This window comes from Streptomyces sp. NPDC043427 (genome assembly GCF_056436655.1).
Genome location: NZ_JBWKCC010000026.1, coordinates 66,400 through 82,350, shown reverse-complemented (window position 1 = coordinate 82,350; position 15,951 = coordinate 66,400). Strand labels below are relative to the sequence as shown.

At 70.7% G+C, this 15,951-nt stretch carries 12 protein-coding genes and 2 pseudogenes; 7 read left to right on the top strand and 7 right to left on the bottom strand.

Features of this window, described 5'->3' with window-relative positions:
- Positions 1-143 precede the first annotated feature (143 nt).
- Positions 144-3,719, top strand: coding sequence for a SpoIIE family protein phosphatase (locus tag AC067M_RS32730; RefSeq protein ID WP_478700665.1), 3,576 nt, complete (start codon positions 144-146; stop codon positions 3,717-3,719).
- Positions 3,720-4,055: 336 nt separating this feature from the next.
- Here AC067M_RS32730 and AC067M_RS32725 read toward each other — a convergent pair whose 3' ends face one another.
- Positions 4,056-5,963 (bottom strand): ATP-binding cassette domain-containing protein, encoded by a 1,908-nt coding sequence (locus AC067M_RS32725; RefSeq protein ID WP_478700664.1) that lies wholly within the window; start codon positions 5,961-5,963, stop codon positions 4,056-4,058.
- 330 nt (positions 5,964-6,293) lie between these two features.
- Between AC067M_RS32725 and AC067M_RS32720 the strand changes: the two genes are divergently transcribed.
- The 3 genes from AC067M_RS32720 to AC067M_RS32710 all read left to right on the top strand — a co-directional run bounded on the left by AC067M_RS32720 (position 6,294) and on the right by AC067M_RS32710 (position 7,909).
- Positions 6,294-6,584, top strand: a complete 291-nt coding sequence (locus tag AC067M_RS32720; protein WP_478700663.1) for an SHOCT domain-containing protein — start codon at positions 6,294-6,296, stop codon at positions 6,582-6,584.
- 149 nt (positions 6,585-6,733) lie between these two features.
- Entirely contained in the window at positions 6,734-6,877 is a 144-nt protein-coding gene (locus AC067M_RS32715) for a hypothetical protein (protein ID WP_478700662.1), read from the top strand.
- 117 nt (positions 6,878-6,994) lie between these two features.
- Positions 6,995-7,909: a cyclase family protein gene (locus AC067M_RS32710; protein WP_478700700.1), complete on the top strand. Its 915-nt coding sequence runs from the start codon at positions 6,995-6,997 to the stop codon at positions 7,907-7,909.
- 135 nt (positions 7,910-8,044) lie between these two features.
- Here AC067M_RS32710 and AC067M_RS32705 read toward each other — a convergent pair.
- A pseudogene (locus AC067M_RS32705) lies at positions 8,045-8,650 on the bottom strand (glycoside hydrolase family 15 protein); the annotation flags it as partial.
- A pseudogene (locus tag AC067M_RS32700) lies at positions 8,649-8,777 on the bottom strand (trehalase-like domain-containing protein); the annotation flags it as partial. The pseudogenes AC067M_RS32705 and AC067M_RS32700, both read right to left, overlap by 2 nt.
- 174 nt (positions 8,778-8,951) lie before the next feature.
- Here AC067M_RS32700 and AC067M_RS32695 point away from each other — a divergent pair.
- Together AC067M_RS32695 and AC067M_RS32690 are read left to right on the top strand one after the other, a co-directional pair.
- Entirely contained in the window at positions 8,952-9,287 is a 336-nt protein-coding gene (locus AC067M_RS32695; RefSeq protein WP_478700661.1) for a hypothetical protein, read from the top strand.
- Positions 9,288-9,569: 282 nt separating this feature from the next.
- The gene (locus AC067M_RS32690; RefSeq protein ID WP_478700660.1) at positions 9,570-10,511 is read left to right on the top strand and encodes a YhjD/YihY/BrkB family envelope integrity protein; all 942 of its coding nucleotides are present in this window, start codon (positions 9,570-9,572) and stop codon (positions 10,509-10,511) included.
- A gap of 18 nt (positions 10,512-10,529) precedes the next feature.
- Here AC067M_RS32690 and AC067M_RS32685 read toward each other — a convergent pair whose 3' ends face one another.
- The 3 genes from AC067M_RS32685 to AC067M_RS32675 all read right to left on the bottom strand — a co-directional run bounded on the left by AC067M_RS32685 (position 10,530) and on the right by AC067M_RS32675 (position 12,715).
- Positions 10,530-10,706, bottom strand: a complete 177-nt coding sequence (locus AC067M_RS32685) for a hypothetical protein (RefSeq protein ID WP_478700659.1) — start codon at positions 10,704-10,706, stop codon at positions 10,530-10,532.
- Between the two features lie 164 nt (positions 10,707-10,870).
- Positions 10,871-12,349 carry a glutamate-cysteine ligase family protein gene (locus tag AC067M_RS32680; RefSeq protein ID WP_478700658.1) on the bottom strand — a complete coding sequence of 493 codons (1,479 nt, stop codon included), beginning with the start codon at positions 12,347-12,349 and terminating at the stop codon, positions 10,871-10,873.
- A 111-nt stretch (positions 12,350-12,460) separates the two neighbouring features.
- Positions 12,461-12,715: an EF-hand domain-containing protein gene (locus tag AC067M_RS32675; protein WP_478700657.1), complete on the bottom strand. Its 255-nt coding sequence runs from the start codon at positions 12,713-12,715 to the stop codon at positions 12,461-12,463.
- Positions 12,716-13,083: 368 nt separating this feature from the next.
- Here AC067M_RS32675 and AC067M_RS32670 point away from each other — a divergent pair, with 368 nt between their 5' ends.
- Positions 13,084-13,377 (top strand): hypothetical protein, encoded by a 294-nt coding sequence (locus tag AC067M_RS32670; RefSeq protein ID WP_478700656.1) that lies wholly within the window; start codon positions 13,084-13,086, stop codon positions 13,375-13,377.
- An 84-nt stretch (positions 13,378-13,461) separates the two neighbouring features.
- Here the strand turns inward: AC067M_RS32670 and AC067M_RS32665 are convergent, their stop codons facing one another.
- Positions 13,462-15,927: a CBM35 domain-containing protein gene (locus AC067M_RS32665; protein ID WP_478700655.1), complete on the bottom strand. Its 2,466-nt coding sequence runs from the start codon at positions 15,925-15,927 to the stop codon at positions 13,462-13,464.
- Between the last annotated feature and the right edge of the window lie 24 nt (positions 15,928-15,951).

The following is a 15,951-nucleotide window of genomic DNA, read 5'->3' as shown; positions in this document are numbered from 1 at the left end:
TTTAAATGGGCAATTCGGGCAGAAGTGCCGTCAAGGCTGTCGGATCCGGCATCCGATCTGCCCGGGAGGTCCGCAGCGAGTGGCCGTCGGCAGCCTCGGGAGGCGCGGGCGGATCACACAGGCGCCAGGAGGAAGATTTCTCGATGACCCGGCCCGATGACCCGCGCACCGCGGCGGCCCGGGTGTTCGCCGAGGGCGGCGCGTTCGGCGAGCTTCTGGCAGGGATCGACTGGGCGGCGACGCCGCTCGGGCCCCCCGTCTCCTGGCCGGGGCCCCTGGTGGACACCCTGCGCCTGATGCTCACCTCTGAGCATCAGATGGCTCTGTACTGGGGGGCTGAATTCGCCACGCTGTACAACCTGGGCTCCACACCCATTGTCGGCGCCAAACACCCCTGGGCGCTCGGCAGGCCCTACAAGGAAGTGTTCCCCGAGGTCTGGGCCCACCCCGTGAGCTCCCACTTCCACTATGTGACCGACACCCGCAAGCCCCTGCTGGTCCCGGATGAGCTGCTCATCATGGAGCGCCACGGCTTTTTGGAGCAGTGCTACTTCGACTCCGCCTTCCAGCCCGTGCTGCTGGATGACGGCACCGCCGGCGGCGTGCTGCAGATCCTCACCGAGACCACCGGCCGGGTACTGGGCGAGCGCCGGCTGCGCCTGCTGAGCGAGACCGGCACGCGCACGGCCGGGCTGCCCACTCCGGGCGAGGTCGCCCGCGTGGTCGCCGAGGTGGCGGGCTCCTACCCCGACGAGATCCCGTTTCTGGGCCTGTACCTGGCCTCCGGGCCAGGGATGCAGCGGCCGGCGGCCTCCACCGGGCTCCGGTCGGCGCCCGAGACCGTCTCGCTGAGTGCGGCCGACGGGTCGGAGACGGCGGCCCGGCTGGCTCAGGTGGTCGCCGACGGTGCCCCGGCCACGCTGCCGGCCGCCGCGTTCACCGGCGGCAGCTTGGCCGGGCAGCACGCCGCGGCCTCCCGGCTCCCGGTCGAGCAGGCGCTGGCCCTTCCGCTGCACTGCGCGGGCCAGGTGGAGGGCGTGCTGGTGGTAGGCGTCAACCCCTGCTTCCCCCCGGCCGGGGCCTACCACGACTTCCTGGAGGTGCTCGCCTCAGCTGTGGCCGGGGCGCTGTCGGCCGCGCTCGCGCACGAAGAGCAGCGCAGGCGGGCGGAGGCGCTGGCCGAGCTCGACCGAGCCAAGACCACCTTCTTCGCCAACGTCAGCCACGAGTTCCGCACCCCGCTCACCCTGCTCCTGGGCCCGCTCCAGCAGGCCCTGGCCGACGAGGACCGGCCCGAGCGGCGCGAGCAGCTGGAGCTGGCCGAGCGCGGCGCCCTGCGCCTGCTGAAGCAGGTCAACACCCTCCTGGACGTCGCCCGGGCCGAGGCCGGGCAGACGCGCCCGGCCCTCGAGCCGGTCGACCTCGCCGGTGCCACGGCCGAGCTGGCCGGGGTGTTCCGGTCCGCGTTCGAGGCGGCCGGGCTGACGCTGGAGGTGGACTGCCCGCCGCTGCCCAAGCCGGTGCCCCTGGACCGGGAGATGTGGGAGAAGATCATCCTCAACCTGCTCAGCAACGCCCTGAAGTTCACCTTCACCGGCGGCGCCCAGGTGCAGGTGGCCGCGGCCGGCGACCGGGCCAGGCTGACCGTGACCGACACCGGCACCGGCATCCCCGCGGACGAGCTGCCGCGACTGTTCGAGCGCTTCCACAGGGTCCGCGGCGCCCGCTCCCGCTCCCACGAGGGCAGCGGCCTCGGCCTGGTACTGGTCAAGGACCTGGTGGAAGCGCACGGCGGCACCGTCGGCGTGGACAGCCGCCTCGGCCAGGGCACCACCGTCACCGTGGACCTCCCCTTCGCCACCGCCCAGCAGCCCCGCCCGGCCCCGCCCGCGGCCGGCGCCGGATCCCCCGGGGAAACGCCCAAGGAAGGCGGAGGCGGCCGGCCCGGCCGCGCCGCGGCCTATGTGGACGAGGCGCTGGGCTGGCTGGCGGCCGACCCCGTCCCCGCCGCGGCCACCTCCGCGGCACGCGCCCCGTACGCCCCCGCGACGCACGATGCCCCCCACGGCCCCGGCCCCCACGAAACCGACCGCCCCCACCGGGCCCGCCTGCTGGTCGTCGACGACAACGCCGACATGCGCGCCTACCTCACCCAGCTCCTGCAGCCCGACTACGACGTGCTGCTCGCCGCCGACGGCCGGGCCGCCCTGGAGATGGCCCTGGCGCAGCCGGTGGAGCTGGTGCTCAGCGACGTGATGATGCCCCGCATGGACGGCTTCGAGCTGGTCCGGGCGCTGCGCGCCGACCCGCGCACCGCCCGCCTGCCCATCGTCTTGCTCACCGCCCGCGCCGGCGAGGAGGAATCCGTGCAGGGCCGGCACGCCGGCGCCGACGACTACCTGGCCAAACCCTTCTCCGCGCGCCAGCTGCTGGCGCGTGTCCGCACCGGGTTGGAACTGTCCCGGCTGCGCGAACAGGTCCTGACCGAGACCCGCAACCAGCTGGCCGTGCTGGCCTCCCTGGCCGACGCGGGCCTGCGGCTGTCCGCCACCCTCGACCCGGACCAGATACTGCAGACTGCCGGTCAGATCCTGCTGCCCGACTTCGCCGACCAGATCAGCATCCACCTCATCCCTGCGACACCCGCCCCGGCGCAGTCGCCCCCGCCATACATCGCAGGCGCCCCCCTTCTTGCCCGCGAGGCCCTGGCCTCCGCCGCCACCCACGCGATCAACGGCACCGCCCCAGCCCCAGTCGGCCCGCACCCGGCGCCCGCCGCCGTGCTGGCCCTGCCGCTGCACGCCCACGACCAGACGCTGGGGGCCCTGGTACTGGTCCGGCACACGGGCGGCTATTCCGCGGTCGAACACAAGTATCTGGAGAACCTCGCCCACCGCCTGGCCCTGGCCTACGACAACGCCACCCGGTACCACAACGAGCGCCGCCTCGCCCTGACCCTGCAGCGCGCCCTGCTGCCCCACCGCCTGCCCCAGGTGCCCGGAGTGCGCCTGGCCACCCACTACCGGGCCAGCAACCGCGGCGCTGAGGTCGGCGGCGACTGGTACGACGTTCTCGCCCTGCCCGACGGCGCCGTGGGGCTGGCCATCGGCGACGTCATGGGCCACGACGTGGAAGCCGCCATTCTGATGGGCCAACTCCGCTCCGCCCTGCACAGCCTCGCCCTGGAGGGCGCCGGCCCGGCCCAGGTGCTGGCCAGGCTGGACGTCTACCTGCACTCGCTCGCCACCGATCGCTTCGCCACCTGCCTGTACGCGGTGTACGACCCCCACCGCCACCGCCTGCGCTACGCCGCCAGCGGGCACCTGCCGCCCCTGCTGGTAGCCGCCGACACCGCCTACCTGGAACTGCCCCCGGCGCTGCCGCTGGGACTCGGCAGCACCCCGGTCGACCGTGAGGTGGCGTTCCCGCCCGGCAGCAGCCTGCTGCTGTACACCGACGGCCTGGTGGAGAACCGGGCGCTGTCCCTGGACGACGGCCTGGCGGCCCTGCGCCAGACCTGCGACGCGCTGCCCGCCGCCGCCCGCCCCGACCCCCAGCAGATCACCGAACGGGCCCTGGAACTGCTGAACACCCCCGACCGGGTCGACGACGACGCCGCCCTGCTCGTAGCCACCGCCGAACCATCGCGTCGAACCGGCGACCCGCAGACCGACAGAAGTGCCGTCCAACTGACCGCTACTGCTCGTAGTCATTGGTGAGGAAGCTGCGGATTTGCTAATCACTGCTGCCGAACTGTCTTGGCCCGCTCCTTCTGAACGTCCGGCGCGCCGATCACGCTCCACGCTGTGCCACCTCGCACCGGGCGCGCCCAGGACACGCCTGGCGACCGAGCCGCGCCCTGGGCCGAAATGTTGCGCCCGATCCACCCGAGAGTGAGCCTCAATCTCGGCCAGGACCAGATTCCGCACCGGTCGGGAGGACTTCTCGTGTCCCTTCAACACCGTGCGGGCCATCTCCAGCCAACGGGAGTCGGCCCGGTCCTCAGCCGGCATTGCGCATCGACTCGCGGATCCTGGAGTCCCTGGGGGCCTGCCCTAGCGATCCTGCGAGAGTTCCAGGAGCTCGGCGAACGTGCCTCCCGCGTGGACCAGGTCGTCGTATCGGCCCTGTTCGGTGATGCGGCCCTGCTCCAGGACCACGATGTGGTCGGCGACCTTCGTGTTCTCCAGGCGGTGGGTGACGACGATCGTGATGCGGTCGGCGGCGATGGCCTTGATCCGCTCGAAGATCTGGTGCTCGCCGCGGGGGTCCATCTGGGAGGTGGGCTCGTCGAGGATCAGCAGGGACGGCCGGCGGTAGAGGGCCCGGGAGCAGGCCAGACGCTGCCACTGCCCGCCCGACAGTTCCGCACCGCCGAACACCTCTCGGGCGAGGAGGGTGTCGAGGCCGGCGGACAGGCCCTCGACGGCCTCGCGCATGCCGACGGCGTCGACCGCCTCCCACACGGGCCGGTCGTCCCGGGTGCGGGGCTGCCCCAGCGTGACGTTCTCCCGTACCCGCAACGGCCACTGGGCGAAGATCTGCGGGACCAGCCCGGTCTGCCCCCAGACCGTGGCCGGGTCGGCCTCGGCGAGATTCACGCCGTTCCAGCTGACCCGGCCCTTGTCGGCGAGGTAGACCCCGGTGATCAGACGGGTCAGCGTCGACTTGCCCGATCCGTTGACGCCGACGATGGCGAGGATCTCCCCGCGGCGCAGGGTGAGGGAGACACCGTCGACGGCGGGCGTGTCCTTGCCCGGGTACTGGTAGACCACCTCCTCCAGGCGGATGTCGGCCACCGGCGCGCTCACCGCGAGCGGGCCGCGCCGTGGCGCCCGTGCCTCGGCGTCGTCGAGGAACGCCTGCATGTCGGTGAGGTAGAGGCTGGTGTGGAAGAGGGCGGCGCCGTTGATGATGACCTGGGAGAGCGCGGCCAGGGTGGTCTGCACGGCGACGACCGCGGTCGCGGCGAGGGCGAGCGCGATCCGGCCGGTCGCCGCCAGCCAGGCCAGCGCGCTCCAGGTCGCCATGAGGAACACCCCGGCGGCCAGCGAGGAGACCAGACCGATCCGCAGGGTCCGCGGTGCCGCGGCCAGGGTGCGCCGGTCGCAGCGGTCGGACAGCGACCGGTACCAGAACAGCAGGTAGTCGGTCATCGAGTTGGCGCGGACCTCGTCGCCGTACTTGGGCGTGGTGGACCACCAGCGCATCATGCCGCGGACGTTGCGGTCGGCGATGTTCGCGTAGTGGATCTCGTAGTCCACCCGCGCGGTGAGGACGGCGCCCGCGCCGGCCGGGAGCACGGCGAGCAGGAGCAGGGGCAGCATCAGCGGGTTGAGCACGGACAGCGCTCCGGCCGCCGTGACCATCCTGACCAGAGCCGACAGGAACCGGTGGGCGTCGGTGACCATCACATGCGTACGGACCACCCCCATCTCCGCGGCTTCCTGCCGGTCGGAGAACCCGTCGACGGCGTACGCCGACGCCTCGACCCGGCACACCGCCGCCACGAGCGCGGTGTCGGTCTCGGTGGTGAGGCGCGGGGTGATGCGCCGCTCGGCGTAGCCGGCCACGGTGGTGGCGACGCGGCTCAGCCCGGCGGCGACACCGACCACCAGAAGGGCCGGCAGGGCCTCGTGCAGTCGCTCGGTGGGGGTGCCGTCGCCGAGGATCGGGCGCATCGCGCGGGCGGTCGCAGCCAGCAGCACCGCTGCCGCGACGCCGGTGATTACCGGGCAGGCCAGGAGGAGGACGACCGCTCGGCGGTCGATCCGCCAGGACATGCCGATGATGCGCCGCAGCACCCTCGGTACCTGGGCACAGAGTTTACGGAAGGAAGCTGCGCCGAGCGGGTTGACGGAGTATTCCCCCCTGTACGTGATCTCGGCGGGTGGTGGGGGAGGGACCGGGGCTGGGGCTGGGGCTGATTCCACCTGTTCGTCGTGGGCATCTGCTGCGGTCACTGCGGACCTCCGTCGTGGACTTGGGTTCCTGTCGTGGCGACGACGGGGTCAACGAAGCGACTCCCGATATCGAACACACGTGTTTCGGACGAAGCCCGGGCCCCGAGGTTGAGCGCTCGGCGCGACGTGTAGAGGCCATGGACCCTTGTCCCGCCTCGGACGTCCACCGGCTGCCGGTGGCCGACACGCCGCTGATGAGCCCGGTGCCTCTGCTGCTCCGACTGCCGGACGTGCGGAGCATTCGGTCGGGTGGTGCAATGGCGGGAGGGACTGCCCGTCCCGTCTCGTCCTTCGCTGCGCCCACGGCGCCTGATGGGGAGATGAGCGAACATGCCAGGACTCCTTCGCGGTGTAGCCCGCACCGCAGTGATCGCGGGCACGGCCACCTCGGTGTCGAACCGGGTGTCGCGACGGCAGGCGGGCCGATGGGCCCAGCAGGACTACGAACGGCAGGCGGTGCAGCAACAGGACGTCGTCGCCGCCGCTCCGGCCGCAGATCAGCCGGTCGCCGACGACATGACAGACAAGATCGATCAGTTGAAGCAGCTGGCCGACCTCAAGGCGCAGCACGTACTCACCGACGAGGAGTTCGAGGCCCAGAAGCGTCGCGTGCTCGGCTGAGGTGGGAAGGCCGAGGCGGGAAGACCGGGCCGGGACGGAAGAGAGCCGCGTACGCGCTGTGTCTTGGCTCCCTACGAGGTGGTCCCACTTTTCTCGCGCTGTTACTGGGCGCTGCGTCGACGGTCGCGCTACGGCTGCCGGTCAGCAGCGTGGTGCTGATCGTCCTGGTGCTGGGCAGCGCAGCGATGATCCCCGTGGTGATCCTGGCGGCCGTGACGGCCTTGGTGACGGTCCAGCTGCCGCCGTCCGGCCATCCGGCGCCGCCGGAGAGCCGACCGCCCGCACCGTGGTGAGGGAGGCCCGCGATGCGCGGAGGCGGGGCGAGAACGACACTGGTACGAGAGCCCGGCCTCGGCCGAGGAGCCCACGTGACGAATGATGCCAAGCGGTCCCCTACAGCACAGGCGCCCATGTCCGAGGCGGACTTCCGGTCCCTGTACCGCCGCCTCCGCAACCAGGCTGCGGACGGCGGACATCCCGAGCGCGGAACGCTGAGCCTGATCACGCCCGAGCGTGTCGTGGCCGCCACCGCCAAGGTGCGACACGGACGCACCGTGTCGTTGGCCGCCCCGATCGAGACCCGCCCCGGCCCCGACGACCCACAGCCCGCGTCCCATCGGATGATCGCACCGGAGCACGGGCAACTCGACGTCCACGGAGAGCAGTTCGCCCGCGACCGGTTCGCCATGTACGTGCACGGGGACGCCGACAGTCATCTCGACGCCCTGTGCCACGTGGTGTTCGACGGGGAACTGTACGGCGGCGCACCGGCGAGCACGGTGACCCCGCGCGGTGCCGGCACGCTCACCCTGGACCTGGTACGCAACGGCATCGTCGGTCGAGGCGTCCTCCTCGACATCCCCCGCCTGCGGGGCGTGCCCTGGCTCGAACCCGGCGACCACGTGACCGTCGACGACCTGAAGGCCGCGGAGGCCGCGCAGGACGTCACCGTCGGACCGGGCGACCTGCTGTTCGTACGCGTCGGGCACCGTCGACGGCGGCAGCGCCTCGGCGCCTGGGACGCGGCACGGGCCCGCGCGGGCCTGCACCCGGCCGCGATGCGCTTCGTGGCCGAGCGCGGTGTGGCCGTCCTCGGGTCGGACGGCAACAACGACACGGCACCCAGCGCGGTGACGGAGGTCCCGTTCCCCGTGCACGTCCTGGCCGTGAACGCCCTGGGATTGCACCTCATGGACTACCTGGACTTCGAGGACCTGGTGCCGGAGTGCGAACGTCGGGCCCGCTGGCACTTCCTCTGCGTGGTCGCGCCCCTGCGGCTGCCCGCGGCGACCGGCTCCCCGGTGAACCCCATAGCCGTTCTGTGACCCCGGCAGGCATGTCAGGTCACCACCCGACCGCGGGCCGCTCCAGCTGCCGCCCGGTCCCCGAGCGTTTATGTGCTTCTGGGGCCCGTGCCGGATACGGGAAAGCGCGGTCGAGCGGCTGAGCCTGATACCGGCTCAATCCCGGTCGAGCGCCGCGTTCAGGGTGATGGCCGCGTCGATCAGGGCGAGATGGGTGAACGCCTGGGGGAAGTTGCCCAGTTGACGGCCCGTGGGGTCGATCTCCTCCGAGTACAGGCCCAGATGGTTGGCGTCCCCCATCATCTTCTCGAACAGCAGCCTGGCCCGGTCGGGGCGACCCGCGCGTGCCAGGGCGTCGACGTACATGAACGTGCACAGCGAGAACGTTCCGCGAGGCCTCGGGGTTGTACCGGTAGACCAGGCTGTCACTGACCAGTTCCTGGTCCATGGCGCCGAGTGTCGACGACCACATCGGGTCCTGGGGGTGACGAACCCGACCGTCGCCACGCGCAGCAGCGACGAGTCGAGTACGTCACTGCCGTAGTGCTGGACGAAGGCCTGACGTCCCTCGCTCCAGCCCTTGGCCATGACCTGGTCGTAGATGTCGTCCCGCGCGGCATGCCAGCTTGCGGTCGCGGCCGGGCGCCCGTTCGCCTCGGAGAGTCGCAGGGCACGGTCGAACGCCACCCAGGACATCACACGGCCGTAGGTGAAGTGCTTACGCCCGCCGCGGGTCTCCCACAGGCCCTCTCCCGCCTGGTCCGCCGAACACGCTGGGTGAGTCGAAGCGCGGGAAGCCGAGCCAGTCGACGGTTCCGTCGGTGGTCACCAGTGCCGCGGTCTGCAGATCACCGAGGAGGGCCGTGGTTCTCGATGAGTGGGGAGTCATCCATGGATGCTCCCGTTTTCAACGGCTGTTCACCTGAACACACCCGTCATCCTAAGTCGCGGTTCCGCGGTCGGCGCGATGGACGCCCACCGGGCGAGCCGGCCGATTCTGACGGATATTGGTGCTCGGACGACGTACCGACCGGCGCCCGGCTGTGGCACAGGAGGCCGCCCGATGTCCGTTTCACGGTCGACGATGGCCCTCAGCGGCATCCTCCTGCTCGGTGCCGCACTGACGGGCTGCGCGGAGAAGCAGGCCCTGGGCACTATCGAGGCGCGCCATGTGAGCGAGCGCGTCGAGAAGATCTCGAACCCGGGCGTCGACGGGTGCCACCGCTTCCTCGAAGGGGTGACCCATGTCGACAACCACACGCAGAACGACATCGTCCTCTACCAGTCGGCCGACTGCACCGAGCCGCCGGGCGGGGAGAGCATCTATCTGAGCACCCAGACGTCGGACGGCGTGGTCCGCTCCGAGGGGCTGTGGCGCAGTTTCACCATCGTGCACTGAGGCGGCTGAACCAGCTGGGGCCAAGTGAGCCAACTGCGGCAATCGACCGGCCAGTTGGTAGATGCTCTGCCAATCAGCCACAGGCCGATCACGAGACAGACCAGAGGGGCTCGGCTTCGTCTGGGCCGGCTGGTGTGCTTCGTCGCGGTGATCGCCCTGCTCCTGACCCTGCCCCTGACCGGGGGCCGACCCCCGAGGGCAGGCGTCCGTGAAGGCGGGCGGAACCACGAAATGCCCCGGCGTGCGCCTTCGCGCACCCTGGACGTGGGAAGGAGCAGCTCGATGGAGCCCGACGAGGCGAGGCACGAAGGCGGCTTGCGTCGCCGGGGCCCCGCCGTGCTGCGCGCGTCCTGGTGGCGTGACCGGGCTCGTGGGCTGACCGCCTCGGCGAAGGCGTACCACGCCCGCCTGGAGCACCGGTTGCCAGTGATCACACGACTCGTCGACCGCATGGCGTCGGTGAACATCTTCGACTCCGCCACCCGCCTCGCGGCCCAGTGCTTCCTGACAGCGGTGCCGTTGATCTTCGTGATCGGCGCTTACGCCCCGACGGGCGTGCAAGAGCAGCTCCTCGCGTCGGTGAGCGCCGTCTTCGGCCTGAGCGGGAAAGCGAAAGACCAGTTGGAGCAGGCGTTCCAGCCGCCGACCGACGATCTGCGACAGGCCACCGGGCTGGTCGGCGGACTGATGGTGCTGCTGTCGGCCACCACCGTGAGCCGGGCGATGCAGCGGCTGTGCAGACGGGCGTGGAAGACACCCCGGGCCGGGACGAGCCTCGCTCCCTGGCGGTGGCTGGTGTGGATCGTCGTCTGGCTGGTGGTGCTCGTCATGCAGGAGCCACTGCGCGACGGGTTCGGTGTGGGTGTCTGGCTGGGTGTGCCGGTCACCTTGGTGACGCAGACGGCCGTGTGGTGGTGGACGCAGCACCTCCTGCTGAACGGGATCGTCCGCTGGGGCCCCCTGCTGCCAGGAGCTGTCATCACGGCGATCGCGGCCACCGTCCTGTCGGTGACCGCGCACTTCTACATGCCACGGGCCATCGAGCGGGCCCTGTCCGAGTACGGCTCCGCGGGTTCGATCTTCGTGCTGCTCTCCTGGCTGATCGTGGTGTGTGTGGCTGTCGCCATCAGCATCAGCGTCGGCGCCGTCATCTCGCAGGAGCCCTTCCTGGCACGTCGCCTCGGCACGCCGACCTCTGCCCCCGGCGAGACCGCGCGCCAGTGACGCCGGGGGACGAAGGCGTCAGCGCCTGCGGCCGCGGGCCGACCAGCCGCTGCCGACGCCCGCGAAGTGGAGGGCCAGCACCAGCAGGCCCAGCAGCATGATGTTGGTCGAGGTGAAGGTGTCGTTGGTCGAGATCTCGGCCGCGTTGATCAGGAAGGCGATGAAGAACAGGACTGCCGAAACGATGGCCAGCACGGTGCCCGCCCCTTCGACTGAATTGGTCCGACTGGATTGGTTGTACTGGATTGGTTGGACTGATTGGCCTGGGTTGGACTGGATCGATTTTTGACGCCGTGGCATACGACGCCGTGGCATGCGGATGCCCCCGACGGCGCGCGGAACACCCCCGGGTGGCCTTGTCAGTCGACGGGCCAGGTATGGACGGGGGCGTTGAGGTGCATGTAGTCGATGTAGAGCTGCGTGGTGCGCCGCAGGGCCTCATGGCGGCCGGCGCCGGTGGAGGCCGCCAGGTGGTGGAACATCTCCTTCTGCCAGACCGCTCCGTTGCGGCCGGTGACGCACCGCTGCTCGATGATGCCGAGCAGTGGCTCCCGCCAGGCCGCGTCCATGCCGGAGAGCTCCAGCCCCCGGTGCGCCAGCGGCAGCAGACGGCGTAGGACGAGTTCGGGTACCGGCACCTCGCCCATCCCGGGCCAGTACAGCGGTGCCTCGATGCCGTGCCGTGCCGCCGTGTGCAGGTTCTCCTCGGCTGCGGAGAAGGACATCCGGGACCACACCGGTCGGTCCTCCTCGACCAGTGCTCGGGTGAGGCCGTAGTAGAAGGCGCCGTTGGCGAGGGTGTCGGCGACGGTCGGGCCGGCGGGCAGTACCCGGTTCTCCACTCTCACGTGCGGTTTGTCGTGCGCGATGGCGTAGACCGGGCGGTTCCAGCGGTAGATGGTGCCGTTGTGCAGGGTGAGCTCGGCAAGTTCGGGGATGTCGCCCTGGTCCAGCGTCTCCACGGGGTCCTGCTCGTCGCAGAGGGGCAGGAGCGCCGGGAAGTAGCGCAGATTCTCCTCGAAGAGGTCGAAGACGCTGTTGATCCACCGCTCGCCGAACCACACCCGGGGCCGTACACCCTGCACCTTGATCTCCTGCGGGCGGGTGTCGGTCGCCTGCTCGAAGAGCGGGATACGGGTCTCGTGCCACAGTTCCTTGCCGAAGAGGAAGGGCGCGTTGGCCGCCAGCGCGACCTGGACACCGGCGATGGCCTGCGCCGCGTTCCAGTAGGCGGGGAACTCCTCGGGGGAGACCTGGAGGTGGAACTGGGTGCTGGTGCAGGCGGCTTCCGGGGTGATCGTGTCCGCGTAGGTCCGCAGCCGGTCCACGCCGTCCACCTCGATGCGCAGGTCCTCGCCGCGCGCGGCGAAGACCTGGTCGTTGAGCAGGCGGTAGCGCGGATTCTCCGACAGTGCCGCCTCGCCGATGTCCTCCTGCCGCAGGGTGGGGAGGATGCCGATCATGAGCAGACGCGCGCCGACCGACCTGGCGCGTTGGTCGGCGTGGTTCAGGGCGGCGCGGATCTCGGACTCCCACGCGTCGGGGCCGCCCTCCGTGAGCCGACGGGGCGGAACGTTGATCTCGAGGTTGAACCGGCCCAGCTCGGTGGACCAGGCGGGGTCGGCGATCGCCTCGAGCACGTCGATGTTGCGCATCGTCGGCTCGGCCGCGTCGTCGACCAGGTTCAGTTCGATCTCCAGGCCGACCTGAGGCCGCTCCGACTCGAACCGTGCCTCGCGCAGCATCTGTGCGAAGGCGTCGAGGCACTCCTGCATCTTGATCCGGTACCGGCGGCGGTCCTCGCGGGTGAAGACCAGCGCCGGGACGTCCCGTCCCATCGGTCCTCCCGGGGGGCCTCCTCGGACGACACCTCTTCTCCTCCAGCGTCGCACCGCCGGGCCACCCCCACCAGGCGGGACGGTGATCGCCCGCCCGGGCGGGCGATCCGGTCAGTGCCAGCCGAAGCGGCGGTCCACCACCGCCGCGAACTCCTCCAGGGTCAGTACGGCGTCCCCGTTCTGGTCGGCGGCGTCGAACAGCGCGGAGGAGTCGTCGACGTCCCCGAGACCCCAGATCGGCAGAACTCCCGACGCGGCCAGAGACGGTCCCTTCGAGCGCAAGGCGATGATCACCTCGTCGCGGGTCAGGAACCCGTTCTGGTCGAGGTCGAGCGCCTCGAACAGCTTCCGGGCCTTGTCGCTCATCTCTCGTCCTCGTTCCTGTCCCCGGCGGGGCGGGTCCGCCCACCTCGCTCCCAGACGTAAACGCCTCCGCCCCGCTCAGCGTTCCCCGGCAGCCAGGTCAGGCGTCCGAGCCCGGCTGCGAACGGCTGACCTGGAGACCGGAGCCTCCGGGCGTGGGCAGTCCAGCCGGGCCGTACGTCACCCGGACGGCCTCGCCCGGATCGCGTCGAAGAAAAGTTCGGTTCGGGGAGCGCCACAGATCGAGTGGGACGTGCGCGTGGAACGTGGTTCCGCGTCCTTGGGCACGTACTGGCTGACCCTCACCAACATCGGCAACGCTCCAATGACCTTCGAGGGCCGCTACGCGGTGCTGAACCAGGGAGACGGCAGTGAAGGTGCAGATCACGATCGACGACGGGAACGAACCAGCCCCGGCCACCTACGAAGTCGCCGGGCAGGACGTCGGAGCGGCACACGGACAGGGCCGCAGGATGTCCGCCTCCGGGCTCCGCCCCGTCACCGCCGACGGCGGCCCGGCTCCGGCCCAGCTCCTGCAGCAGGCCGCCGCCGGACGCACGCCCGGCCACGTCGCGTCCCCGCGGCCCGACGGGGCCCGGCCGTCGGCCGGGACGGTCAGCCGTGGGAACACCGGCGTCGACACGGGACCCCCGCGGCTCCGCTGACCCTCTGCGGGAGGCCTCAGGCCCTGGACGGGCACCGAGGCCTCGGCATGTCCGGTCGGTCCGGGCGGTTGTCGGATCGGGAGACTAGCCGACGACGCGGCCCAGTTCGATGCGGTCGATGTTGGGGGCCCACGCGGTCGCGTTGCCGAACGTCACCTTGTTGGAGCCCTTCCTCAGGTCGACTGGGACGCCGACGGTCCAGTAGTCGTCCAAGCTCCAGGTGTTCTTGAAGGTGACTCTGCGCGGGGCGGCGGACCCGACCGTGATGTCCGCCGTGCGGGACATGATGTCGGTGTTGTAGGCGTGGCCGTTGTCACGGCGGTCGTTGTGGGCGTAGCGGACGACCAGCACGTAGCGGCCGGACTTGGGCGCGTCGACCGTGAACTCGGCGGTGCTGGCGGCACTGTTGCCGAGCTCTCCGATGTACGACCCGGCGGAGGCGTGGACCGAGTCGACGAGCTGGGCGCCGCCCCGGAGGGTGGCGGAGGCGCCCTCGTAGGCGAGCGTGCCGGTGGTGGAGCCGTCGCCCGTGACGTCGAGGGAGCGTACGGCGGCGTGCTTGGCCGTCACCGCGACGCGGTTGTTGCCCGCCACCAGGTACAGCCGCAGCGGCCGGCCCGGCACCGCCGGTACCGCCTCTCCGTGCAGGGCGAGCCGCACCGGCGCCGAGGCCCGCGGCACCACTGTGTAGTAGCCGTCGCGCGGGGCGTAGACGTCGAAGACCGCCTGGTCACCCGAGCGCAGGACGAGGGCCCCCGTGCCCACACCGGCCGACGAGGAGTAGTCGTACGACGGCTTGCCGCTGACGTCCGCCAGTGTGGCCTCGTACGACGCGGAGGGCGGGGAGGTGCGCGTGGTCAGGTCGACGCGGTCGAGGGTTACCTCGTTGTCGCCCTTGGCCAGCGTCAGCACGTGGGTGCCCGCCGACAGCCGGACCGTGACGTCCTTCTTGGCGCGGTAGGTCCAGTTCTCGGTGGAGGGGTAGCTGACCGTGACCGGGTCCTTGCCGTCGACGGACAGCCTCTGCGTGGCCGGTCCTCCCGACTGGTTGCCGTAGAGGATCGCCAGGTCGTACGTCCCGTCCCTCGGGACCGTCACCGAGAAGTCGACCTTGCTGGTGGCGGTGTTGAGGGAGCCGACGTCCTTCGTGCCGGAGGCGGCGTAGCCGTTGGCGTTGTTCACCGTGCCCTGGGTGTAGACCTTGCCGTCGGTGATGGCCGCGTCCTCGGCCTCGTACGACGCCGACCAGGGGACGGACGCGGCGGACGGGCTGCCGGAGCCGCCGGGGGTGAGGACGATCCGGTACGCGGACATCTTGTGCAGGCCGCGCAGCGGGACCTTCACAGTGCCGTCGTCGGCGATCTTCAGCTTCGTACGGGCCAGGACACGGGGCGTCGCGTGCTGCCCTTCGTAGCCGGACCAGGCGGCCTCGGCGACGGTCGCGGTGACCGTGCGGCCGAAGACGGAGCGGGAGACGTTCTCCACCACGACGTCCGCGTCGCCGGCCGAGCCGCCGAGCAGGACCTGGGCCTGGCGGCGCGAGGTGTCGAGGGAGGCGAGACCCTGGAGGGTGTCGATGCTGTTGGGCTGCGGCGGGGTCACCTTGACGGTGTCGCCGGTCAGGCCCGCATACCAACGGAAGAACCACCAGCCGCCGTTGGGGATGTTCGACCGCACCACATTGCCGTCCATGTTGCCGGCGGCGTCCCAGTAGGCCTGGTTGGCGTACACCTTGTTCCGCTCGAACATCGAGACCCACTGCACGAGCTGCCCGGGCACGGACAGGTCGCGGCGGTTGGCGTACTCATCGATGTTGATCTTCAGCGGGGCGATGCCCGCCTCGCGCTCCAGCGCACGGTACTGGTCGTAGTGTCCCTGGAAGTCGCGCAGCGAGCCGGAGCTCAGTTCGTGCCAGGTGAACACCTGGGGCAGGACGTTCTCCCGCTTGGCGAAGGCGAGGAAGTCCTTCACGAAGCGAGGGTAGAAGCCGGTTTCGTTGGGACCGGCGATCGTCGCGTCCGGGTCGATGGCGCGGATCCGGTGGTACACCGTCTTCCAGTGCTCGAAGAACCGGTCCCGCTCGACCTCGTACTGGGCCTGGTCGGAGCCGTTGAGGCTGTACCAGATGAAGTCCGGTTCGTTGAACGGGATGTAGACGAAGCGGTCACTGTTCGGGTCCGCCGACACCTCCTTGGCGATCTTGTCGACCTTGGGGAGGTAGTCGTCGATGCCGAGATTCTCGTACGGCCACTTGGCGTAGATGTCCTGCATCATCACGTTGATCTCGCCGCCGCCGTTGCGGAAGAACGACTTGGAGACGGTGAGCGCGTCGCCGTTGGGGTGCTGGGCGCCGCCCTCCGGCTTCTGCGAGATGCTGGTGATCTTCAGGGGCTCCAACACGGCGTCGCTGGGGACTCCGTCGTCGCCGAGCCCGTACAGCGCGCCGTTGGCGCCGAGCATCACCGGGCCCTCGGAGGCGGCGAGATCGACGGAGAGGCGCTGTGGGTCGGCTGCTGCCGCCGGCGCTGAGGTGGGGAGGGTGCCTGCCATGGCGGCGACTCCAAGTGCGGTGGT

Excerpts from the sequence above, each read along its gene's own strand:
- AC067M_RS32690 (WP_478700660.1), top strand. The coding sequence starts at position 9,570 with ATGGAGCCCGACGAGGCGAGGCACGAAGGCGGCTTGCGTCGCCGGGGC.
- AC067M_RS32710 (WP_478700700.1), top strand. The coding sequence starts at position 6,995 with ATGTCCGAGGCGGACTTCCGGTCCCTGTACCGCCGCCTCCGCAACCAG.
- AC067M_RS32665 (WP_478700655.1), bottom strand. The coding sequence starts at position 15,927 with ATGGCAGGCACCCTCCCCACCTCAGCGCCGGCGGCAGCAGCCGACCCA.
- AC067M_RS32675 (WP_478700657.1), bottom strand. The coding sequence starts at position 12,715 with ATGAGCGACAAGGCCCGGAAGCTGTTCGAGGCGCTCGACCTCGACCAG.
- AC067M_RS32720 (WP_478700663.1), top strand. The coding sequence starts at position 6,294 with ATGCCAGGACTCCTTCGCGGTGTAGCCCGCACCGCAGTGATCGCGGGC.
- AC067M_RS32680 (WP_478700658.1), bottom strand. The coding sequence starts at position 12,349 with ATGGGACGGGACGTCCCGGCGCTGGTCTTCACCCGCGAGGACCGCCGC.
- AC067M_RS32695 (WP_478700661.1), top strand. The coding sequence starts at position 8,952 with ATGTCCGTTTCACGGTCGACGATGGCCCTCAGCGGCATCCTCCTGCTC.
- AC067M_RS32730 (WP_478700665.1), top strand. The coding sequence starts at position 144 with ATGACCCGGCCCGATGACCCGCGCACCGCGGCGGCCCGGGTGTTCGCC.